The organism is Smaragdicoccus niigatensis DSM 44881 = NBRC 103563, from assembly GCF_000380645.1.
Lineage (GTDB): Bacteria > Actinomycetota > Actinomycetes > Mycobacteriales > Mycobacteriaceae > Smaragdicoccus > Smaragdicoccus niigatensis.
The window spans coordinates 241,458-262,338 of the sequence record NZ_AQXZ01000019.1; the positions used below are offsets into that span (position 1 = coordinate 241,458).

Sequence of the window (20,881 nt, forward strand, 5' to 3'; positions counted from 1 at the left end):
CGCGATCACAAACAGATAACGGAAATTAATACTGAAAAGTAGGGAGGATCACTTCCCATTTCACGGACCCCCGTACCTGCCCAAGCGAGCCGCCGAGTGGCACGATGAGCCCATGGATCTCCCCGGCCCGCTGCAGTCCCTCGCGGCTTCTGCCGAACCCCTCGTTCTACGCGCGCGGCGCTCTGCCGAGACGCTGGCCGGGCTCGACTCCGACCCTGTTCCCGCCGGCTACACGGGGACGCGACTCGGCGTCTGCAACCTGTGCGAGGCGATTTGCGGACTCGAATTCACCTTCGAGAACGGCAACGTCAAGTCCGTCCGCGGCAACGCCGAGGACCCGCTGTCGCGCGGGCACATCTGCCCCAAGGGAGTGGCCCTCGTCGACGTCTACAACGACCCGGATCGACTCCGTCGCCCGGTGCGCCGGGTCGGATCCGGCGCACACGCACGCTGGGTCGAGATCAGTTGGGACGAGGCGTTCGACCGGGTCGCCGAGGGACTTGCCGGAGTGAGCAACACGCATGGCCGGAATTCTGTCGGCGTGTACCTCGGCAACCCGTCTGTTCACTCGCTCGGCGCCGCCACCCACGGCATCGAGATGCTGCGCGTCCTGCGCAGCCGCAACCGCTTCTCGGCGACCTCGGTCGATCAACTCCCCCACCAATTCGTGGCCTGGCAGCTCTACGGGCACCAGCTGCTGATCCCGGTACCGGATATCGACCGCACGAACTACCTGCTGGTGTTCGGCGCCAACCCCATGGCCTCGAACGGCTCGCTGTGGACCGTCCCGGACTTCCCCGGCCGCCTGCGTGAGCTGCGTCAGCGGGGCGGCAAGATGGTCGTCTTCGACCCCCGCCGCACCGAGACCGCGAAAGCCGCGACCGAACACCACTTCGTCCGGCCGGGAACCGATGCGCTCGTTCTCCTCGCGATGCTCAACGTCCTGTTCACCGAAGGCCTCACACGCCCGGCGCGGTACGTTCGCGGAATCAAGCGCGTCCAGACGCTCGTCGCCGACTTCACTCCGGAGTTCGCCGAGCGGATGAGCGGCGTGCGGGCCGACGTCATTCGCCAGGTCACGCGCGAGTTCGCCGAATCCGATGCTGCGGTTGCCTACGGGCGCATCGGGGTGTCGACGCAAAGCTTCGGTTCGCTGTGTCAGTGGGCGATTCAGTGCCTCAACATCCTGACCGGCAACCTCGATCGGCCCGGTGGCGCGATGTTCCCCGAGCCGGCGATCGACGTCGTCAAACGCGGCCTGCTTGGCCGCGGGCACTTCGGCAAGTACACCAGCCGGGTCCGGAAGCTGCCCGAATTCGCCGGCGAGCTGCCCGTTGCCGCGATGGCGGAGGAGATCGATACCCCCGGCGACGGACAGATTCGTGCCCTGTTCACGGTGTCCGGAAACCCGGTGTCGTCGACACCCGACGGCCGGCGACTCGACGACGCGCTGAGCCAGCTCGATTTCATGGCCAGCGTCGACATCTACATCAACGAGACAACCCGGCACGCCGACGTGATCCTCCCGCCGACGACCGCCCTCGAGCGCGACCAGTACGACCTCGCGTTCCACGTCTTCGGGACCCGCAACACCGCGCGGTTCACCCCGGCGATGTTCGGCAAGGAACCGGGCACGATGCACGACTGGGAGATCTTCCGCGACCTCGGGGTTCGTCTCGAGAAGCGGATGGCGACCCGAATGCCGCTCAAGCAACGACTGATCTGGGAAGCCCGGCTGCGGATCAGCCCGTCCGTTCTCATCGCGGCACTGCTTGCGGCCGGTCGCCGGACCTCGATGCGGGCGCTGCGGGACACCCCGCAAGGCGTCGACCTCGGGCCGCTCCAGCCGACGCTGCCGAAGCGCCTGATGACCAAGGGCCAGACGATCACGCTCGCGCAGCCGCTCATCACTGACGACCTCACCCGTCTGCGCGAAACGTTCGCCGAGGCCGCGCCGGACGGACTCATGCTCATCGGCCGCCGGCACCAGCGCGACTGCAACTCGTGGCTGCACAACACGGATCGGCTCACGCGGGGTCAGGCGCGGCACCGCCTGCTCATGAACCCGGGCGATCTCGCCGCCCGGGGGCTTTCCGACGGACAGCAGGTTCAGGTGTCGTCGCGGGTCGGATCGGTCGTCATCGAGGTCAGCGCAACCGACGACATGATGCCGGGCGTCGTGTCCCTTCCCCATGGGTACGGCCACCAGGGTGAAGGCATTCGACTCTCCCGCGCCGGCAAGCTCCCAGGCGTCTCGATCAACGATCTCACCGACCCCGCGCGCGTTGATCTCTCGGGCAACGCCGCGTTGTCGGCCGTTCCCGTCCAGGTGGTGGCGGTCTAGCGCGGGCTCCGGATGTCGAGCATGTGGACCACGTGGTCGACGACCTCAGGATCGATGCCGAGCTTGTTGCGCTCGGACAGCACGGCTTCCCGGGCGGCCGACATCATCTCGCGCTGCCCGATGCGGAATTGGCCCATCTTGACCACGGCGGCCTGATTGCTCTCCTGCTGTGCTTCGTCCGCGAAGTGCGGATGCAGGCGTGACGACATGTAATACGCGCGGCGACCGAGCGGTTCGACGAGTTCGGGCGGGATCTCCCCCTCTGCAGCGAGGAGATTGATCCGGTCGAGCGCGGCGAAGTACGCGCGTTCGGCGAGATGTCGTTCCTGACGACTCTGCTTGTCCTGGTCTGCCGCGACATTGAGCAGCTTCACCACGATCGGCAGCGTCGTCCCCTGGAATACGAGGGTCACCATGATGACCGCGAAGGCGATGACGATGATGATGTCGCGGGCCGGGAAGCCCTCGCCGCTGTCGACCGTGAACGGGATGGCGAGCGCCAGTGCGGCCGAGGCGACTCCGCGCATGCCGGCCCACCACATGACCACGGTCTCCCGCCAGCTCGCCGGGATCTCGGCGTCCGGATTGAACCGGCGGCGGGTACGCCGGACCAGCGACGTCGCCGGCACCAGCCAGAACAAGCGCACGCCGATCACGACACCGACGATGATGACCGACCACAGCGCGAGATAACCCAGATGTCCCTGGGCGTTTGTGAACACGGTCGGCAGTTCGAGGCCGATGAGACCGAACGCGATACCGGTGATGAGGGTTTCCATGATGCGCCAGAAGGCCTTGTTGGTGAGGCGCCCCTCGATGTCGTCGGCGTCTTTCCACGCCTCGCTGAGGAAAATCGCCGTCACGACTACCGCGAGGACGCCCGAGCCGTGGAGGTCGTCGGCGACCTTGAACACCGCAAAGGGCAACAGCAGCGAAAGACCGACGCGCAGTGAGGCATCGCCGAGCACCCGCATGAGTTTGACTCCGAGCCATCCCGTCACAGTTCCGACGGCAATGGCAATCGATGCCGACAGCACCAGATCGATTCCGGCATCTCTCCAGGAGAAGTGACCACTGACCGCCGCCACGATTGCGAGCTCGTAGATGACGATCGCGGTCACGTCGTTCAACAGACCTTCGCCTTCGAGGATCGAGACGAGACGTCGAGGAAGGTTGAGTCGTCCGGCCAATGCCGTCACGGCCACCGGGTCGGGCGGCGCGACCAGTGCACCGAGCGTCACGGCAGCGGCCACCGTCATGCCCGGGATGACGAGGAATGCCGCGAACGCCACGGCTGCGGTCGTCATCATGACCATCGCAACGGCGAGGAGCGTGATCGGTTGCCAGTTCTCCGCGAACTGTCGCCAGGTCGTCCGCTGGGCGGCCGCGTACAACAGTGGGGGCAGTACGAGCGGCAAGATCATGTCGGGATTGATCGAGACCTGCGGCACCGACGGGATGAGAGCCAGCAGCACCCCGAGGAACGTCATCAGAATCGGTGATGGCACACCGATTTTCCGGGCGAGGGGCACGGTGATGAGGGCGCCCAGCAACAGCAAGAAAATCAGTAGAAGCTGATTCACGGACCTCCCCCTTCGGTGTCGATTCCAGCAGTCACCGACGGTAGCGTTGCCCTCAAGTACGAATTTTCCCGCAGAATTTTTTCGCTGATGTGTCGCATCGTGTCGATGCGGTTCGTAGTCCCAGTGAAGTCAGTCTCATGCCGGCTTCCACCGAGAACCTGATCAAAGGAGTTAGTTATGGCTGAGTTCCTCCTGTCCGTTTGGCACGACGGCGCCGTCCCCGACCTCACCGAAGGCGAGATGAACGAGATGTTCGCGTCCGTCGACCGGTTCAACAAGAAGCTGCAGGACAGTGGCTACTGGGTTTTCGCGGGCGGACTCGAGCTGCCCAGCGCGGCGAAGGTCGTCGACGCGACCGGCGGCGACGTGCTCACGATCGACGGCCCGTACGCCGAATCGAAGGAATTCATCGGCGGATTCTGGGTCCTGAACGCCGAGGACCTCGACGAGGCGTTGGGCTTGGCGGCCGAAGCGTCGAAGGCGTGCAAGGGCAGGGTCGAAGTCCGGCCGTTCCAGGGCGTCTAGCCGCACAAACCGGCCTTTCCCGCCGGCGCAAAGGAAATAGTGACTTTGCGACGCCGTCAGAGGCCGATCTGTGCGGTCAGTCGGGCCACACCAGCTCGACCGGCTGGCCCAGATACGTCGAATACGGCTCGAAGGCCTTCGTGATCGCCGCTCGTTGGCGCTTGTTCAGCCGCACGAGCGGCGTTACGGTCAGCACTGTCTTCGTCTTCAGCGCCGACTTGCGCTTCCAGGTTCCGACCACGCGCCCCGCGCGCACGATCGTCGGTTGGAAGACGCCGTTGCCGCCCGGGATGATCGCGTGCTTGTGAACGTCGTCGAGCATCATCGACCGGTCTTTGAAACCGAGCAGGAATTCGTCGAAGCCCGGTAGCACCCGCATCTCGTCGACCGGCCGGTCCGGGACGGATTCCAGAGACTCTTCGGTACAGAACATCTCGATGCCGTCGACCGCTACGGCGGTCAGTTCCGCTCCGGCGATCGCCTGCTTCGCCTCGGTGAGATTCAGTCCGGTCCAGCCCGCGAAGTCTTTCCGCGTCGTGGGTCCGTGGCTTTGGAAGTAGCGCCAGGCCAGTGTGGCCGCCGGGTCATCGGGCTGGTTCGGCGACGGCGCCCATTCGTCAAGCAGAACGAAGGTCTGCTCGGTTCCCACATTCGGTGCGATCGCCGTGACGCCGACCTGGCTGGCGTACCAGAGGAAGTGGTAGCCCATCTGCCCGCCCGTCGAGATGCCGGCTTTCTCGATGGACTCGAGGCACTGCGCGCGCGTCAACCGCGTGCGCTCTTTCAATGCGTTTCCGAGCACGTCGACTGCCTGATTGACGGTCGCTTCCTCGAGACCGTGGTACTTGCGCCGGTACTCCGCACCCGCGAGCACCTTCACCCCGGTGAGTTCGAGCATCCATTTCGCGTCGGCCGAGGGAACCCAATGGACGGTCCCGCGCATGGGCCAGGTGCGGACGATCGAGCGATCTTCCTGTTCCTGCCGGATCTCGTCGATCGAGCGGCCCGGCAGCCGGGCGCCGAGCGACCACAGTCCACTGCCGATCTCCTGCGCCTGCATCGCACCGAACCAGGAAACGACCTGCGCCCCTGATTCGCAGGTAAGCGAATCAGGGGCGAGGAGGAGATTGCGCACGCGCAGGGCGAGCGCTTGATCAGTCGTGAGGTCAACCACGACTGACAGTCTGTCGGTTCTACACCGAGACCGCGACCTGTTCCTTGGCAGCGTGCTTCGGCTGCTTCGGCATTGCGTGCTTCGGCCCCGAGGGCTTCTCGTCAGTGCGGCCGCGGAGGTGAACCTCGTGGACGAACAGGGCGATGATGAAGCCGACGAACGCGAATCCGGCAGCGACCCAGAAGACGCCCTGGATACCGTGGGTGACAGCCGCCGCGATGGCGTCCTGCACCGCTTGCGGCATCTTCTCGACCATCGCCGGTGCCATCTGTGCACCGCCGTGGAGCTTGGCAGCAGCCTGCGGGTTGGCCTCGGCCAGTGACGTCGTCAATCGGCTCGAGTACATCGTGCCCAGTGCCGCGACACCAACAGTCATGCCCATAGTCCGCAGGAACGTGTTCGCACCCATGCCCGAGCCCATGTCACGCAGCGTGATGCTGTTCTGTGCGATGAGCATCGACGGCTGCATCATGAAGCCGGTGCCGACACCCATGACAGCCATGAACAGCGCGACCGTGGTCTTGGTGGTGTGAACGTCGATGTTGGCGAGCAACAGCATTCCGGCCGTGAGGACGAGACCACCGATGATCGGCAGAATCTTGACGTGTCCCAGGCGGCTGGTGATCTGACCGCTGGCCATGCTGGTCACCATCATCGGGAGCATCATGGGCAGGAGCAGCAGACCGCTCTGCGTCGCCGTCTGGTGCTGCACCAGCTGCTGGTACTGCGGCAGGTAACCCGCGCCACCCATCATCGCGAGACCGACGACGAACGTGAGTCCACCGGCGAGCGCGAAGTTGCGGTTCTTGAACAGGTGCAGCGGAAGGATCGGCTCGTCGACCTTGCGCTCGTAGGCGATGAACACACCGAGACCGACGAGTGCGACGGCACCCAGGGTCAGGATCTGCCATGAGGTCCACGCGTACTGCGAGCCACCCCAACTGGTCGCGAGCACCAGAGCGGTCACCCACACGGTCAGCATGGCGGCACCAGTCCAGTCGATGATGACCTTGCCGTAGTGGTGGTGCTTGATGTTGAGCGTGAACCAGACCGTGGCCAGCGCAATCGCACCAAGCGGGAGGTTGACGTAGAACGCCCAGCGCCACGAGGCGTTGTCGGTGATCCAGCCACCGACGAGCGGGCCGCCGAGCATCGCCAGCGGCATGACCGCCATGAACAAGCCCTGGTACTTACCGCGCTCGGCCGGCGGGACGAGGACACCGACAATCGACATGACGCCGACGACGAGACCACCGGCACCGAGGCCCTGGAGTGCGCGGAACAGCGTCAGTTCGAACATCGACTGCGCCATACCAGTGAGTGCGGAGCCGACGAGGAAGACGACGATCGAGGTCATGAAGACGGGCTTACGACCGTAGAGGTCGCCCAGCTTGCCCCAGACCAGCGTCGAAATGGCCATCGTCAGGGTGTAGGCGGTGAGCACCCAGGAAAGGTGCTGCAAACCACCGAGTTCGCCCACGATGGTGGGCAGTGCGGGTCCAACAATGGTGTTGTCCAACATGGCCAACAACATCGTGATGACCAAGCCGCTCATCACGGTGATGATCTCTCGTGGAGACCTGTGTTCGTATTCGGGTTCTGTTACTACAGCCGTCGTCATCTATCCACCTGCTTACTTGCCGACCGGTAAGTGCTTCTGCGCTAGTCTAACCCGAGACCCCCGGAAGGTATTCCCCAAAACAAGGAGTGACGGTGACCACAGCCGCAAGCCCGATGCGGGATCGCATCCTGCGAGTCGCGCTGGAGTTGTTCACCGAACACGGGTACGACGGCACGTCCTTGCGCGAGATCGCTGAGAAGCTCGACGTCACGAAAGCGGCTCTCTACTACCACTTCAAGTCCAAAGACGCGATCTTGCTGACCCTCGTCAACGACTGGCGTGAGCAGACGATGTCGCTCGTCGAGTGGGGCCGCGATCAGCCGTTCAGCCCGGACCTCCAGCAGGAGATGCTCCGCCGCCTGAGCGCTCTACTGACCGGCAATCACAAGACTCAACGTCTGATGTTCGAGAACCAGCCGGTCATCCGCGGGATGGTCGAACGCGACAACGCCGAACATGGCCGCCCGAACAAGTACTGGATCTTCGAGTTCGTCTCGGTGATCACACCGCCGGATGCCGACGCCTTCACCCGTGCCGCCGTTCGTACCGCTGTCTTCGGCCTGAGCACCTCGGCGATGCAGCCGGGCAGCAAAGAAGAAGATCATCAAGCCGCCCTCGACGTAGCTCTGCAGGTGCTGGCGCTCAAGAAGTAGGTTTTAGGGGTGTCAGAACCCACACCTCACTCCGGCGAACCGCACCACGACCCGGACCTCAGCTCGCGTCTCAATGGCCTGCGTGCCGCCGTGCTCGGCGCCAACGACGGCATCGTCTCGGTTGCCGGTCTCGTCGTAGGTGTCGCGGGCGCCGGGGTCGCACGAGGGCCGATCATCACGGCCGGCATCGCCGGACTGCTCGCGGGCGCGATCTCAATGGCCGTCGGCGAGTACGTCTCGGTCAGCACGCAGCGGGACACCGAGAAGGCACTGCTGGCCAAGGAGCGACGCGAGCTCGCTGAGGAGCCCGCCGCCGAGCTCACCGAACTCGCCGGGATCTACGAGCAGAAGGGCCTCAAGCCCGCGACGGCGTGGCAGGTGGCGGTCGAGCTGACCGAGCACGATGCCTTCACCGCGCATGCCGAGGCCGAGCTGCGCATCAACCCCGACGACCTCACCAATCCGTGGCAGGCCGCCATTGCGTCCTTCTTCTCCTTCACATTGGGCGCGCTGCTCCCGATCATCGCGATTCTCGCGCCGCCGGTCTCGCTTCGGGTCCCGGTCACCTTTGCGTCGGTCGTCATCGCGCTGGCCATCACCGGAGCCATCTCCGCCCGGCTAGGCGGCGCGAACGCCCGGCGGGCCGTCACCCGAGTCGTGTTCGGCGGAGCGATAGCCATGGTCGTCACGTTCGTTGCGGGCCAACTCGTCGGTGGTTTCGCCGGAGCGTAGTCCGTCGGTTAGCGCTGCCAGAGCACCGGGAAGATCTTCCGCTGACCTTGCAAACCCTTCAGTTCGACGGCCCGGCCCTCGCCGATCGGCAGATCGGGGAATCGGCTGATCGCATCGCGCACCGGCTCGCTCACGACGATCTCTCCCCCGCTCGCCTGTGCGGCGACGCGGGCCGCGGTCGCGACATTGACCCCGAACAGGTCGTCCCCCTTGCGCACCGCCGGCCCGACGTGAATACCGATTCGCACGGCGATCGGATGGCGGAACGTCTGGCTGACGCTGGTGAGCCCACGCTGGATGTCGACGGCGCAACGCACGGCCTGCTCAGGCCAGGCGAACGCCACCATGAATCCGTCGCCCTGCGTCTTGATCACGTGCCCTTTGTTCTTCTTCACGCTGTCCGAGATGAGCTTGTTGTGGCGATCGAGGACCTTCATGAACTGCTTGTCCCCGAGGCGCTCGTTGAGCGCTGTCGACCCTTCGATATCGGAGAAGAAGATCGTGATCGTCCCGTCGCGGGACGCGAGCCGCGCAAGGTTCGGCTGTTCGACCTGCGCCCAGCCGGCGAGATCCTCGATCGAGTTGCGAATAGCCTCGGTGATCCCCTTCTCCAGCACGAGGTTCGCGGTCGAGAGAACCTTCAACACCGCACCCTTGCCGCTCGCGATCAGACCCCTGGACCGCATGCGGCTGCCGTCGATCTGATTTCGTAGGACGTTGATTCGGCGGCGCTGGAGAAGGAGCAGACCGCCGCCGGCGAGGATCACCACCGCCTCGACACCCGCGATCGCCCAGGCGAGCCAGATCTCGGTCATAGGCGAATAGTTCCAGAACGCGACTGCGCGGTAGGCGGATTCGGGCAACCCCCGAGTCGGTCAGCTCGCGATCGCGCGGTACAGGATCGCCTGCATCGGCAACGTGGCCGGAGCGGGGCCGTACTCCGCGGTCAGACCGTCCACAATCAAGCCGTGAACCTCTTCGGCGGAGTGGGTGCCGCGTGCGTCGATCTGAGCCTTCAGCGGACTGCCGAAAACGAGACCGTCGACGAACGAGTCCCAACGCTCGACCGGCGACTGATGCGGGACGACATCCACGTCGATCTCGTCGAACCCGGCACGTTCGAAGAGATCCTGCATGGGTGCGATGGCCGAGTCCTTGAAGGGGATCCGGAAGTACGGCGGCGGGTCGTCCGGGAAGACCTGCTGCACACTCTCGTGTGCGATCCGCGCAAATCCATTGTGCGCATGCGAGTCCCACACCGAGAGGTGGTACTCCCCGCCCGGCAGGAGAACCCTCCGTGCTTGCTGGAACGAGACGAGTTGATCCGGGAAGAACATCACTCCGAACTGGCAGACCATCGACTCGAAGGACTTGTCCCGATAGGCGAGGTGCTGGGCATCAGCCACTTCGATCGACACCGATTCACCGGGCGCGAACTTGGCGCGGGCGATGTCCAGCATCGGCAGATTCAGATCGGTGATCGTGAGCGTCGAATCGTGCGGAATCGCGTCGCGCAGCGCTCGACTGACGATGCCGGTCCCCGCCGCGGTTTCGAGCACTGTCCGGGGCTTGGTCTTCGCCACCCGACGCGCGACCTCCTCGGCGTACCACTTGAACATCACCGGCCCAAGCCCTCGATCGTAGGAACCGGGGACGTCGCCGACGAAGCGGGCCGGATCGTCGTTCATCAGCGCACGATCTTGAAGTTGAAGGTGGCGGTGCCGAGCACACCCATCAGGCGCAGCCACATGGGAAGCAGCATCTCGGTCCCCCGGGCGGTCGTGATGTCGCCGAGGTCGATGACATCCTGGTGCCCGAACTGCTGAAGCAGTCCGGTGACCGTTGCCTTCGCATCGGCATCGTTGCCCGACACGAAGACGCTGGTCGACTCCGGTAGGACGCCGGGGGCGACCATGAGCGACGCGTTCATCGTGTTCAGCGTCTTCACGACGCGCGCGTCCGGGAAAGCACGTTGGATCTGCTCGCCGAGCGAGTCGGTGTCCTTGACGAAGAGAGTCGGCGGGAAGCCCTGCGAGAAGTCGAGCGGGTTCGCGATGTCGACGACGATCTTGCCGGCGAGGTTGTCGGCACCCGCTTGGCCGAGGACATCGAGACTGACGGCACCGTTCGAGGCATTGAAAACGACCTCGGCACCGGCGGCCGCCTCGGCGAACGTCGCGAGCGCAATACCGGGCCGGTCCGTGAACCAACCCGCGTCTTCGCGTACCCGAGTTGCCTCGGGGTCACGTGTCCCGACGCTGACGTCGTGGCCGAGTTCATCGAGCCGGCCGGCGATGGAACGCCCGACCATGCCCGTGCCAAGTACTGCGATCCGCATGATTCCAACCTAGTGCCCTGGGGTTAGTGTCGGCGGGTGACCCAAGATCTCACTGTCTACGAAGCGATCGAGCGGAGACGCGACGTTCGCGCCGAATTCAGCGGGGAACTCCTCGACGACGACGTCCTGGTCCGGATTCTTTCCGCTGCGCATCGCGCACCGAGCGTGGGCAACTCACAGCCGTGGGACTTCGTCGTCATTCAGAGCCCCGAGACGCTGGATGCGTTCGCCGCCCATGTGGCGTGCAAGCGCGATGACTTCGCGGAGTCGTTGCCGCCCGAGCGCGCGGCGACATTCTCGCCGATCAAGATCGAGGGCATCCGCGAGAGCCGAACCGGAATCGTCGTGACCCACGACCAGTCACGTGGTGGTCAGCACGTTCTCGGCCGGCACACGATCACGGACGCCGGGCTCTTCTCGACCGTGCTGGCGATCCAGAACCTATGGCTCGCCGCGACCGCCGAGGGCATCGGCGTGGGGTGGGTGTCGTTCTACGACGAGCCCTTCCTCGCGAACCTCGCCGGACTGCCCGAGGGTGTCCGCCCGATCGCCTGGCTATGTATCGGACCCGTCACCCGTCTGCAGGAGGTTCCGGACCTCGAGCGGTTCGGATGGCGTTCCCGGCGCCCTCTGGACGAGGCGATCCACCGCGAGCGTTTCTAGCCGCTGTCGCCCGAGACCGGCGTCGTCGTTGTCGTCGATCCGCTCGTCTTCGTGGTGGTCGTCGACGTGCTCGTCCCACTGGTCGGCGTCGTGGTCGTCGAGGTGTCGGTCGCGGTCGCACTGTCATCCGCCGCTGCAGCGTCGGCTGCGTCGGTCGGCGTGATCGAGGCTTCGTCCGTCGATTCCGCGGCGTCGCCGAGGCCGGAGTCGGATCCCGGTTCCACCGTCGGTCCGGTGTCCGCGGAGACGTCAGTGCCCTCGTCGAGGGACGGGTCGTAGAGGTAACTGTCGCCCGTGCCGGAAGCAGGCTTAGGCTTCGGCGACGTCCGGACCGTGGTCTTGGTCGTCGTGGGCGACTCTTCTTCGGCGGTCGGCGTCGTGGTGTGAGTGGTGTGGTCGACGACCTCTGGAGTGTCGATGGCGCAACCGGCCAAGATGACCGATCCGGCCAATGCAAACGCGATGATGGATTTCTTCACGGCGTGACTCCCCCAACTCGTCGAAACCCCGTTCCACGCAAAGTAGCCCCGCGTCAAATCGAGCAAACGGATCGATATGGCGTGTTCGTCAGTCGTTAGCCAATAGCGACCAAGATCGAATCCACTTCGTTGCAAGCGGATTAATTCCCGGCCGGGGCGAGCGCCGCACGGGATACTTGAGGTCGTGGCTGATCGCAATGTTCTGGGCGAGGATCTCGAATCCTGCGGAACCGACCCGATGACCGGGTTCTACCGCGACGGGTGCTGCAGTACCGGGCCCGAGGACGTCGGCAGCCACACCATCTGCGCGGTCGTGACCGCGGAATTCCTGGAGCATCAGCGCAGCATCGGCAACGACCTCAGCACGCCGATGCCGGTCTACCGCTTTCCCGGACTCGTGCCCGGCGATCGCTGGTGCGTCACCGCGCGGAACTGGTTGCGTGCCCACCAGGACGGCGCCGCCGCGCCGGTGGTCCTCGCTGCCACCCACCAGAACGTTCTCGAGCTGATTCCGCTGACCGTGCTGCAGCAGTATTCGGTCGATGTGCCAACCGATCTGAGCGGTTTGGAGTAGGTCTGATCCCGTTTTCGTATCAATTCGTAAACGGTGGCCAGCGATCCGATGAACAACGAGATCGCAACGTGTGAAGCTGCTCTCGCCTGGGTATTCCTAGGTGGCAAGGCTGGTTCGCCACTGATTAGCTGGTGATCAAGATCCGAACCGAATGAGATGGACGCCTGACATGACGATCTTTGCCGCTCTGGTCTCGTTGTCTCTCGCCGTGCTGCTCGTCGAGGGCGTTGCCTTGCTCTTCCGCGCCACGTATCAGCGTGAAGAGTCCCGCTACGCGCGGTTGGCAGCGCTCAGTGAGACCACCGAGCAGCTCGCGACGCCAAGGTCTCGCGCCGCCTGACCCGCGATCAGTTGTCGAGCACTATTTCAGCGCACCGCGTCGGGTCGTCGTAGAACGGCAGATGACCACAGCCTGGGAGATCGATGTGCCGTACGAAGGGCATGACCTTTCGGGCCCGCGCGCTTTGCGTGCGATGGATCAGAATCGCGTCGCGAGTACCCCAGGCGATCGTGGTGGGGATTCGGCGCAGGTCACCAAAGTCGTCGCCTGGGCGAAAGACGAACTCGGTGAAGCTGTCTCGAGCCTGTGGGAAGGATTCTGCGTGCACGAGCCCGGCCATGTCGTCGCGCCCATAGTCCGTCGCGACCCGTGTGGGGTGCCCGTAGAACGCCCCGAGGAGGGCGGCCCTCCCGGCCGGGGTTCCCAGCGCAGTCTGCACCGGCGATGAAGCAACCGTGCCGATTCCACGCGCTGCCGTGAGGAATCGCTGCACCCATAGTCGGCCGGGCAGGCCATAGAAGCCGATCGGCGAGAACGCGGTGACGCGGGAGGCGGTACCCCTGCGGCCCATTTCCAGGGCGACCCCGCCGCCCATCGAACTACCGACGACGTGTGGGCGGGTGATCCCCTGGTCGGCCAGCCAGCCGGCGAGCCACTCCGCATACCCGCGGGGTCCGGGCGCGACCGTGGGGTCAGACGGGGTGGCACCGAAGCCGGGCAAGTCGACAGCGATCACCTCGTGATGCGCGGCCACGGCGTCGATGATCGGCTCGAAGAGCTGCCATCGACTGCCGAGACCGTGCACCATCACGACGGGCGTTCCCGAACCCGCGCGATAGAACGAGACGTCGCTCATCCCTGGTGCATCGAGTGCACGATCTTCTTCGAGAGATCGAACGCGAACTTGGTGCGGCGGAAGGTCAGGAGCGCGAAGCCCGGGATCGCGAAACGCTGGCGCGCGATCGAGTGGGGACGAGCGAATTCCTTGAGGCCAGCCTCGCCGTGAATCCGGCCGAAGCCCGACTGTCCCGAACCGCCGAACGGCAGCGCCGGAATGGCCGCGAAGCCGAGCGGGGCGTTGATCGAGGTCTGGCCTGCTTTCAACTGGCGCGCGATCTTCATACCGTTCTTCTTGGAGAAGACGGTTGAGCCGAGGCCGAATTCGGTGCCATTCGCGAGGCGAATCGCCTCGTCGTTGTCCTTGACCGTCTTAATGGTCAGCGTCGGGCCGAAGGTCTCTTCCTGGACTGCGCTGCAGCTCTCGTCGGCATCGAGGATGATGACCGGCTCGATGACCCGATCCCCGATCGAATCCAGGCCACCCGCGAACGCCTGGCCGCCGGACTTCAGCGCGTCCTCGACGTGCCGACGCACAACCTCCTTCTGCGAAGGCATCGTCATCGGGCCGTAGCTCACGCCCGCCTTGACGTGCGACAGCTCTTCCTTGACCGCGGCCAGGAACTCGTCGCGAACCGACTCGACGACGTACACCCGCTCGACACCGACACACGTCTGTCCAGCGTTGGCGAATCCGCCGAAGACGGCGGCATCCGCCGCAGCCTTGACGTCAGCATCGTCGGCGACGATGAGGGCATCTTTGCCACCGAGTTCGAGAACCACCGGAATCGGCTTCTCCGCGCACGCGGCCATGATCTTCTTGCCGGTCGCGGTCGAGCCGGTGAAGGCGATCTTGTCGACATTCGCGTGGCACAGTGCGGCGCCGGTGGCGCCCTTGCCGGTCACGACCTCGAGGACACCGCGCGGTGCATCCGGGTTGGCCGCGTGGAACGCGTCCGCGAGGTAGACACCGACCGCGGTGGTGTATTCGCTGGGCTTGAACACGACCGTGTTGCCGGCGGCGAGGGCGTAGCCGACCGAGCCCATCGGGGTGTAGACCGGGTAGTTCCAGGGTCCGATGACACCGACGACACCGAGCGGGCGGTATTCGATGCGAGCCTCGAAGTTGGCCATCAGCGGGCCGGGGAAAACCGACTCGGACTTGAGCTTCTTCTCGGCGTTGTTCGCACCCCAGCCGATGTGCTCGAGCGCGAGGGCGAGTTCGAGGTGCGCGTCCTCGAGCGGCTTGCCGTTCTCCTTGTGGATGAGTTCAGCCAGCTCGTCGGCATTCTGAGTGATGCGAGCGGCCCAACGCTTGAGGTGCTTGCCGCGCTCTTTATAGGAAAGGCCTCCCCACCAGTCGGCCGCGCCGCGCGCGATCTCGACAGTGGTGTTGACCTCTTGGGCCGATTGCACGGGGAACGAACCGACGACGTCACCGGTAGCGGGATTGGTCGACTCGAAGGTTTCCAAGGTCGCAGTCATTTGCGGGCACACCTCTTACTGAAGACGGGAACACTTCAACTCTCCTCCTTTTCTCTCTAGACACCAGAGAGCATCGCGGCCACCAAATTGAGAATTTCGGCCATAAGATATCGACGTGCCTGTGTTCGCTGCCGCCGAGGTCCCGCACTGGGATTTCCCGCGGAATCCCGCGAGCGTCGGTCTTCTGGTCGACTGCGGAGTCGAGCACGGGCTGAGTCCCGACGACCTTCTCGAGGGCTCGGGCCTCACCGAACCGGACCTCGCCAACGGCGAACGGATGGTCGGCGCGCGGCAAGAGCTCGTGGTCGTCGGAAACCTGCTCCGGCTACTCGACAATCCGCCCGGACTCGGACTGTCGATCGGTGCGAAGTACCACGCGAGCATGCTGGGAATCTTCGGCTTCGCGTGCCTCACGAGCCCGACGCTCGGTGATGCGGTGCGCGTCGCCGCACGCTACTTCGAACTCTCCTTCGCGTTCTGTTTGCCGACGATCGAAGTCTCGGGCAGCACGGCCAGTTTGAAGCTCGCACTGCCGGACATCTCCGGCCCGGTCGCCGAATTTCTCACCCTTCGCGACCTGACCTCGATGGCGATGGTGATGTCCGACATCGTGGGCACACAGCTCCCCCTCGAAACGTTGTCGTTCGGGTTTCCTGCGCGCGAATCGTTGCCTGAGTTCGAACTCTTCGACGTCACACCGCAATACGGCGCTCCACAGACCTCCGCGACCTTTTCGGCGGACCTTCTGGCCCTCCCGCTTCCACAGGCCAGCCCGATGACGGTCGCGATGTGCGAAGCGCAGTGCGAGGAACTGGTGATGCGTCGCCGAAGTCGCTCCGGTGTCGCCCGACTTGTCCGGGAACAGCTGGTCAAGATCGACGGCAGTCAGCACACGATCGGCCGCGTCGCGCGGGCGCTGACCATGAGCGAACGCACCCTACGCCGCCGGCTCGATGAAGAGAACACGAGCTTCCGGCAGCTGACCGACGAAGTGCACCGGACGTTGGCCGAGGAACTCCTCGTCACCGGCGCGCTGTCTGTTGACGATGTGGCCGTTCGGCTTGGCTATGCCGAGGCGTCGAGTTTCATCAATGCCTTCAAGCGATGGACGGGCACGACACCCGCGCGATTCATGCGCGAGACTGACGGTCCCGTCCGAACTCGTCTCTGATGTCAGTCCGGACGACGGCGAGGCACATTGCGGCACAGGATGCGGCGACCTCTGCCGTCGTCGCCCCGTCCGGTTCGTGCAGCCACGATTCGATGACCTGATTGACACCGCCAACGATGAAGGTCGCTCCGCGCCGAAGCAGCGCCGGATCGGGCTCCCCTAGATCGAGCAACCGTGGACCGTGCTCGAGGACCAGTTCGAGGATCGAGTCGAGGAATCGACCACGTCGTTCGAGCAGGCCGGGTACGCCGGCAACGTCGCTGTCGACGATGCGGTGGAGATGCGGATCGCCTTCGACGACATCGAGAAACGCCTTGAACGCCGCGCGAAGCTTGTGCTCGACACCGCCTGGTTCACCGAGGCCAACCGTCAAAAGGACGGCAGTCAGTTCGCTCAGAACCTCGTCGGTGATCGCCACGAGGAGCGCTTCCCGATTGTCGAACTGCTCATAGAAGTAGCGCGGAGTAAGGCCTGATGCGGTGCAGACGCCGCGCACCGTGACCTCGGAGATGCCGGATTCACCCCATATTCGCCGGCCCGCGTCAAGCAATTTGCGGCGTCGTTCGGCGCGACGGTCGTCGGCACTGACACCGCCGTAATCCCGAACAACTTCCGCGCGCCCCATTGACGGTGAGTCTACTCTGGCCCTACCTTTGGAACACAGGCGTTATCCAATACGTCCGCTCAAAGGAGAGCAGCGCATGAACGCAGCCGTTCCGACGCGTCACCCGGCCCGTCCGCTTCCGATTCCCGGAGTGGTCCGCATCTTCGCCAACATCATTGGCGCCGAGCCGCCGTCCGAAGAACAGTGGCGACAGCTCGGCGAATCGCTCCTGGTCGGCGACGAACCGATGGACCGCGTCGTCGAGTGGATGCACTCGGTCGGCATGGGTCAGGGCCGTCGCATGTTCGAGCAGGCGCTGGATAACGGCATTGCGAGCGTGCCGAACGCGCCCGAACCTTTGCGCGACTTCTTTGATCTCGTCGAGAACGCACCCGACTGGGTCGACTGGGACAAGATTCGGCGTGCCCAGGTCGTCTTCCGATCGGGCGGAGCCGACGGCCTTTACGTCGCCCGCGACGTGTCCCTCCTCGGCGGGTACATGTTCTCCGGCTTCAATAAGACGCTTCTGCGTACCGGCGCCTTGAAGAAGGGGTCGAACCGGCGGTTCGCCGAAACGATGCAGTGGGCGATGGATCTCATGCACGACGACGGATTGCACCCCGGCGGCATCGGATTCAAGTCCACGATCCGGGTGCGGCTCATCCACGCAATGGTGCGCCGGTATGTCGCCGAGATGCCCGACTGGCGGACCGAAGACTGGGGCATTCCGGTCAACCAAACCGACATGCTGGCGACCCTCCTCGGTGCGCTCGTCGCACCCGGGCTGGGCGGCCTGGGGATGGGAATCTTCGCGAGCCCCGCGGAGAGCGAGGCGTCGGCACACATGACCCGCTACGTCGGCTGGCTCATCGGGGTCGAGGAGCAATGGCTGCCGCGCAACTCTCGCGAAGCAGTCGCCCTGCTCGCCAACACCCTTGCGGCCCTTTCGAACCCGGACGAGACCACTCAGATGCTGTCGAAGCCGATGGCCGAGGACCCACTGATCTGGAATTACAAGCACTTCCAGTGGCTGCGTCGACGCATCGCGAAGAACCAGCACCTGTCGGTTACACAGACGTTCCTCGGCCCGTCGGCAATGCGAACGCTGGGGCTGTCGCCGTACGTGCTGCCGTGGTACCCGGTCGTCCGCTTCCCGATCAACTTCGTGCGCTCGACTGCGGCAATCGTTCTTCCGGGTGGGCGGGATCGTGCCGCCGCACGTGGCTGGCGCGAGATGCAGGACCTGATGGTGACGATGATCGGCGAGCGCCCGACCATCGGCGAATCGGCTGCCCACCTCACCCGCGCGGCATGACCAATTCCTTCCGCTCCGCGGTCGAAAGCGGCGATCCGGCCCAGATTGCTGACGTACTGCATGCCGACGTGCAGTTTCACAGTCCGGCGGTGTTCACGACGTACCGCGGCCGCGAGCAGACGCTGGTTGTGTTGCGGGCGGTCTTTGAGGTCTTCGAGGACTTTCGCTACATCGCAGAACTGCGGAACGGCGACGATGAGATGTTGCGCTTCACCGCCCGGGTCGGCGATCTACAACTCGAGGGCGTCGACCTCGTCCGCTATGGCCCTGACGGGACAGTTGCGGAACTGACTGTCATGGTCCGACCGCTGAAGGCGTTGGCCGCCGTGGCCGAAGCTGTGGGTCGACAGATCGCCGCCAACGCGCGTGCCCGATGACCGAGAATGACCAGATGAAGCTCGGTGTCAGCGTCGCATATTGGGGCCTCGGATTCACCAAGGACGATCAGCGGGCGATAGCGGTCGAAGCCGAACGCCTGGGATTCGATTCACTGTGGGTCGCCGAGGCCTATGGGTCCGATGCGGTGAGCGTGCTCGGCTGGCTGGCCGCCGCCACCACGACGATCCGGCTCGGTACGGCGATTATTCAGATCCCGGCGCGGCCGGCCACCGCGACCGCAATGGCCGCGGCCACGCTGGACACATTGTCGGATGGACGTTTCATCCTCGGGCTCGGGCTCTCCGGACCGCAGGTGTCCGAGGGCTGGTACGGCACTCCCTACGCCCGACCCTTGCAGCGCACTCGCGAGTATCTCGAGGTCGTGCGAATGGCGTTGGCCCGCGAGCGGGTCAACTACCAGGGCGAGTGTGTGCAGCTGCCGCTGCCAGGCGGCAAGGGCAAGGCGCTCAAACTGACCATCGGCCCGGTCCAGCAGCCGATTCCGATCTATCTCGCGACGCTGGGCCCCAAGAACGTGGCATTGACCGGAGAGATCGCGGATGGCTGGATTCCGACGTTCTTCTCCCCCGAACACGTCGAATCGCTGTGCGAGCCCTTGCGCGAGGGTGCCCGTCGAGTTGGACGGAATCCGTCGGAGGTTGCCGTGTGTCCCCAGGTTCCGATCCGGGTCGACGACGACATCGACGCAGCGCGCGATGCAATGCGGCCACTCATGGCGCTGTACGTCGGCGGAATGGGTCCGAAAAGCAACAACTTCTACGCCGAACTTGCCGCGCGCTTCGGGTTCGGCGAAGCGGCTGAGCGCGTACAGGATCTCTACCTCTCCGGCCGCAAGGACGAGGCCGCGGCCGCGCTTCCCACGGAACTCATCGACCTCACCTGCATTTGCGGGCCGGAGGACGTCGTCCGGGAACGGCTTGCGGCGTTCGAGAAGTCCGGCGTCGACACGTTGATCTTGATCCCGGTCGCCACCGGCGGCCCCGCCCAGGTCGAACAACTGCGGCGGATTGCGGCTATCCGAAGCTGACCCTTGCCACTCCAGTTTATGCGTGACACGATGTAGCGATAACCTTGACATCGACGTCATGCCCTGGAGGCAACCCATGACTGTTGCACCGTCTTATATCCAGGTTCTGCAGACCCTGTCCGAGGGGTCCGTGCACACCCACTTCGATGCCTTCGCAGACATCGACTGGGACAACCCGAAGTTCGCCATCAATCCCGACGACCCACGGTGGGAGCTCCCCGAGGTCGACCCGCTCGGATCAAGCGAGTGGTACCGCTCCCTGTCGCCCGAACAGCGGGTCGCGATCGGCTTATGGCGTCAGGCCAACGTCGTGAAGGTCGGACTCCAATTCGAGAACCTGCTCATCCGCGGTCTCATGCAGTACGTCTTCTCCCTGCCCAACGGGTCGCCCGAGTTCCGGTACTGCACGCACGAGGCGACCGAGGAAACCCACCACACGCAGATGTTCCAGGAGTTCGTCAACCGGAGCGGAATGGACGTTCCGGGCATGCGGCAAAGCGTCCGACTGCTCGGACCGTTGGTCCCGCTCGTCGCGACGCTCTTCCCCGAGTGGTTCTTCACGATGGTGCTCGCCGGCGAGGAGCCGATCGACCACGTCCAGAAGTCGATCCTGCGTACCGGCAAGGAGCAACATCCACTCCTGGAGCGGATCATGCAGATCCACATCGCCGAGGAAGCCCGACACATCTCCTTCGCCCACACCTACCTCAACGAGCGTGTGCCGCACCTCGACCCGATCCGGAAGACGTTGCTCTCGGTGTTGTTCCCCATCACCATGCGGGTCGCGTCCGAGCTGATCATCTATCCGACTCGCGAGATCACCACCGAAGCCGGGGTGCCGCAGCGCGTTGTGCGACAGGTGTTCCGGCACGGCGCCGAGGCCAAAGCCCGACGACCGGAGATGTTCTCCGACGCCCGCGCATTGGCCCGCGACATCGGGCTCATGAACCCGGTGTCACGCCGGGTATGGAAGCTGATGGGGATCAGCGGCCGCCCGTCGCGCTACCGCGGCGAGCCTGAGCGACTTGCCATCTTGCCGCTGCATGCTCGGTCTGCGTGATCACTGGGTTAATGTCT

Annotated in this window: 22 protein-coding genes; 12 read left to right on the top strand and 10 right to left on the bottom strand. The window is 64.7% G+C overall.

Annotated features, from left to right (window positions below; genetic code table 11):
* Positions 1-112 precede the first annotated feature (112 nt).
* Entirely contained in the window at positions 113-2,344 is a 2,232-nt protein-coding gene (locus F600_RS0122320; protein ID WP_018162882.1) for a molybdopterin-dependent oxidoreductase, read from the top strand.
* Here F600_RS0122320 and F600_RS0122325 read toward each other — a convergent pair.
* The gene (locus tag F600_RS0122325; protein WP_018162883.1) at positions 2,341-3,927 is read right to left on the bottom strand and encodes a Na+/H+ antiporter; all 1,587 of its coding nucleotides are present in this window, start codon (positions 3,925-3,927) and stop codon (positions 2,341-2,343) included. The two genes, F600_RS0122320 and F600_RS0122325, sit on opposite strands and share 4 nt — an antisense overlap.
* A gap of 240 nt (positions 3,928-4,167) precedes the next feature.
* Here F600_RS0122325 and F600_RS0122330 point away from each other — a divergent pair, with 240 nt between their 5' ends.
* On the top strand, positions 4,168-4,452 hold the full coding sequence (locus F600_RS0122330; protein WP_370670711.1) for a YciI family protein: 285 nt from the start codon (positions 4,168-4,170) through the stop codon (positions 4,450-4,452).
* Between the two features lie 76 nt (positions 4,453-4,528).
* Here the strand turns inward: F600_RS0122330 and F600_RS0122335 are convergent, their stop codons facing one another.
* Together F600_RS0122335 and F600_RS0122340 are read right to left on the bottom strand one after the other, a co-directional pair.
* Positions 4,529-5,626, bottom strand: coding sequence for a winged helix DNA-binding domain-containing protein (locus tag F600_RS0122335; protein WP_018162885.1), 1,098 nt, complete (start codon positions 5,624-5,626; stop codon positions 4,529-4,531).
* Between the two features lie 19 nt (positions 5,627-5,645).
* Positions 5,646-7,247: an MDR family MFS transporter gene (locus F600_RS0122340; RefSeq protein WP_051090896.1), complete on the bottom strand. Its 1,602-nt coding sequence runs from the start codon at positions 7,245-7,247 to the stop codon at positions 5,646-5,648.
* Positions 7,248-7,339: 92 nt separating this feature from the next.
* On the opposite strand from F600_RS0122340, the gene F600_RS0122345 reads away from it, so the two are divergent.
* Together F600_RS0122345 and F600_RS0122350 are read left to right on the top strand one after the other, a co-directional pair.
* On the top strand, positions 7,340-7,900 hold the full coding sequence (locus F600_RS0122345; RefSeq protein ID WP_211220108.1) for a TetR/AcrR family transcriptional regulator: 561 nt from the start codon (positions 7,340-7,342) through the stop codon (positions 7,898-7,900).
* A gap of 9 nt (positions 7,901-7,909) precedes the next feature.
* Positions 7,910-8,632: a VIT1/CCC1 transporter family protein gene (locus F600_RS0122350; protein WP_018162888.1), complete on the top strand. Its 723-nt coding sequence runs from the start codon at positions 7,910-7,912 to the stop codon at positions 8,630-8,632.
* 8 nt (positions 8,633-8,640) lie between these two features.
* On the opposite strand, the gene F600_RS0122355 is transcribed toward F600_RS0122350, so the two are convergent.
* From F600_RS0122355 to F600_RS0122365, 3 genes are read right to left on the bottom strand one after another with little or no spacing between them, the layout of a single operon-like run.
* Entirely contained in the window at positions 8,641-9,447 is an 807-nt protein-coding gene (locus tag F600_RS0122355) for an adenylate/guanylate cyclase domain-containing protein (RefSeq protein WP_018162889.1), read from the bottom strand.
* Between the two features lie 60 nt (positions 9,448-9,507).
* The gene (locus F600_RS0122360; RefSeq protein ID WP_018162890.1) at positions 9,508-10,320 is read right to left on the bottom strand and encodes a class I SAM-dependent methyltransferase; all 813 of its coding nucleotides are present in this window, start codon (positions 10,318-10,320) and stop codon (positions 9,508-9,510) included.
* Complete coding sequence (locus F600_RS0122365) at positions 10,320-10,970, bottom strand: NADPH-dependent F420 reductase (RefSeq protein WP_026306850.1); 651 nt, start codon at positions 10,968-10,970, stop codon at positions 10,320-10,322. Before F600_RS0122365 ends, F600_RS0122360 begins: the two co-directional genes overlap by 1 nt.
* A 36-nt stretch (positions 10,971-11,006) precedes the next feature.
* Between F600_RS0122365 and bluB the strand changes: the two genes are divergently transcribed.
* The gene (bluB, locus tag F600_RS0122370) at positions 11,007-11,633 is read left to right on the top strand and encodes a 5,6-dimethylbenzimidazole synthase (RefSeq protein ID WP_018162892.1); all 627 of its coding nucleotides are present in this window, start codon (positions 11,007-11,009) and stop codon (positions 11,631-11,633) included.
* On the opposite strand, the gene F600_RS0122375 is transcribed toward bluB, so the two are convergent.
* Complete coding sequence (locus F600_RS0122375) at positions 11,630-12,112, bottom strand: hypothetical protein (protein ID WP_018162893.1); 483 nt, start codon at positions 12,110-12,112, stop codon at positions 11,630-11,632. The genes bluB and F600_RS0122375 overlap by 4 nt on opposite strands.
* 184 nt (positions 12,113-12,296) lie before the next feature.
* Here F600_RS0122375 and F600_RS0122380 point away from each other — a divergent pair, with 184 nt between their 5' ends.
* Positions 12,297-12,686, top strand: a complete 390-nt coding sequence (locus F600_RS0122380) for a DUF2237 family protein (protein WP_018162894.1) — start codon at positions 12,297-12,299, stop codon at positions 12,684-12,686.
* A 169-nt stretch (positions 12,687-12,855) separates the two neighbouring features.
* Entirely contained in the window at positions 12,856-13,026 is a 171-nt protein-coding gene (locus tag F600_RS0122385) for a hypothetical protein (RefSeq protein ID WP_018162895.1), read from the top strand.
* A 7-nt stretch (positions 13,027-13,033) separates the two neighbouring features.
* Here the strand turns inward: F600_RS0122385 and F600_RS0122390 are convergent, their stop codons facing one another.
* Both F600_RS0122390 and F600_RS0122395 read right to left on the bottom strand, forming a co-directional pair.
* Positions 13,034-13,822: an alpha/beta fold hydrolase gene (locus tag F600_RS0122390; protein WP_018162896.1), complete on the bottom strand. Its 789-nt coding sequence runs from the start codon at positions 13,820-13,822 to the stop codon at positions 13,034-13,036.
* A complete protein-coding gene (locus F600_RS0122395) occupies positions 13,819-15,288 on the bottom strand; it encodes an aldehyde dehydrogenase family protein (RefSeq protein WP_018162897.1) in 1,470 nt (489 codons plus the stop codon). The genes F600_RS0122390 and F600_RS0122395 overlap by 4 nt, the downstream gene beginning before the upstream one ends.
* A gap of 115 nt (positions 15,289-15,403) precedes the next feature.
* Here F600_RS0122395 and F600_RS0122400 point away from each other — a divergent pair, with 115 nt between their 5' ends.
* Positions 15,404-16,459 carry an AraC family transcriptional regulator gene (locus F600_RS0122400; protein ID WP_040632286.1) on the top strand — a complete coding sequence of 352 codons (1,056 nt, stop codon included), beginning with the start codon at positions 15,404-15,406 and terminating at the stop codon, positions 16,457-16,459.
* Here F600_RS0122400 and F600_RS0122405 read toward each other — a convergent pair.
* A complete protein-coding gene (locus tag F600_RS0122405; RefSeq protein ID WP_018162899.1) occupies positions 16,419-17,084 on the bottom strand; it encodes a TetR/AcrR family transcriptional regulator in 666 nt (221 codons plus the stop codon). The two genes, F600_RS0122400 and F600_RS0122405, sit on opposite strands and share 41 nt — an antisense overlap.
* A gap of 76 nt (positions 17,085-17,160) precedes the next feature.
* On the opposite strand from F600_RS0122405, the gene F600_RS0122410 reads away from it, so the two are divergent.
* The 4 genes from F600_RS0122410 (at position 17,161) to F600_RS0122425 (ending at position 20,864) form a co-directional block, all read left to right on the top strand.
* Positions 17,161-18,378, top strand: a complete 1,218-nt coding sequence (locus F600_RS0122410; RefSeq protein WP_018162900.1) for an oxygenase MpaB family protein — start codon at positions 17,161-17,163, stop codon at positions 18,376-18,378.
* Complete coding sequence (locus F600_RS0122415) at positions 18,375-18,755, top strand: nuclear transport factor 2 family protein (RefSeq protein WP_018162901.1); 381 nt, start codon at positions 18,375-18,377, stop codon at positions 18,753-18,755. Before F600_RS0122410 ends, F600_RS0122415 begins: the two co-directional genes overlap by 4 nt.
* Positions 18,752-19,804 (top strand): LLM class F420-dependent oxidoreductase, encoded by a 1,053-nt coding sequence (locus tag F600_RS0122420; protein ID WP_018162902.1) that lies wholly within the window; start codon positions 18,752-18,754, stop codon positions 19,802-19,804. The genes F600_RS0122415 and F600_RS0122420 overlap by 4 nt, the downstream gene beginning before the upstream one ends.
* Before the next feature lie 76 nt (positions 19,805-19,880).
* On the top strand, positions 19,881-20,864 hold the full coding sequence (locus F600_RS0122425) for an AurF N-oxygenase family protein (protein ID WP_018162903.1): 984 nt from the start codon (positions 19,881-19,883) through the stop codon (positions 20,862-20,864).
* Positions 20,865-20,881 lie beyond the last annotated feature (17 nt).

Coding starts and splice junctions, on each gene's coding strand:
- F600_RS0122360 (WP_018162890.1), bottom strand. CDS start 10,320: ATGAACGACGATCCGGCCCGCTTCGTCGGCGACGTCCCCGGTTCCTAC.
- F600_RS0122330 (WP_370670711.1), top strand. CDS start 4,168: ATGAACGAGATGTTCGCGTCCGTCGACCGGTTCAACAAGAAGCTGCAG.
- F600_RS0122390 (WP_018162896.1), bottom strand. CDS start 13,822: ATGAGCGACGTCTCGTTCTATCGCGCGGGTTCGGGAACGCCCGTCGTG.
- F600_RS0122405 (WP_018162899.1), bottom strand. CDS start 17,084: ATGGGGCGCGCGGAAGTTGTTCGGGATTACGGCGGTGTCAGTGCCGAC.
- F600_RS0122340 (WP_051090896.1), bottom strand. CDS start 7,247: ATGACGACGGCTGTAGTAACAGAACCCGAATACGAACACAGGTCTCCA.
- F600_RS0122355 (WP_018162889.1), bottom strand. CDS start 9,447: ATGACCGAGATCTGGCTCGCCTGGGCGATCGCGGGTGTCGAGGCGGTG.
- F600_RS0122425 (WP_018162903.1), top strand. CDS start 19,881: ATGACTGTTGCACCGTCTTATATCCAGGTTCTGCAGACCCTGTCCGAG.
- F600_RS0122395 (WP_018162897.1), bottom strand. CDS start 15,288: ATGACTGCGACCTTGGAAACCTTCGAGTCGACCAATCCCGCTACCGGT.
- F600_RS0122320 (WP_018162882.1), top strand. CDS start 113: ATGGATCTCCCCGGCCCGCTGCAGTCCCTCGCGGCTTCTGCCGAACCC.
- F600_RS0122365 (WP_026306850.1), bottom strand. CDS start 10,970: ATGCGGATCGCAGTACTTGGCACGGGCATGGTCGGGCGTTCCATCGCC.
- F600_RS0122415 (WP_018162901.1), top strand. CDS start 18,375: ATGACCAATTCCTTCCGCTCCGCGGTCGAAAGCGGCGATCCGGCCCAG.
- F600_RS0122410 (WP_018162900.1), top strand. CDS start 17,161: ATGAACGCAGCCGTTCCGACGCGTCACCCGGCCCGTCCGCTTCCGATT.
- F600_RS0122420 (WP_018162902.1), top strand. CDS start 18,752: ATGACCGAGAATGACCAGATGAAGCTCGGTGTCAGCGTCGCATATTGG.
- F600_RS0122385 (WP_018162895.1), top strand. CDS start 12,856: ATGACGATCTTTGCCGCTCTGGTCTCGTTGTCTCTCGCCGTGCTGCTC.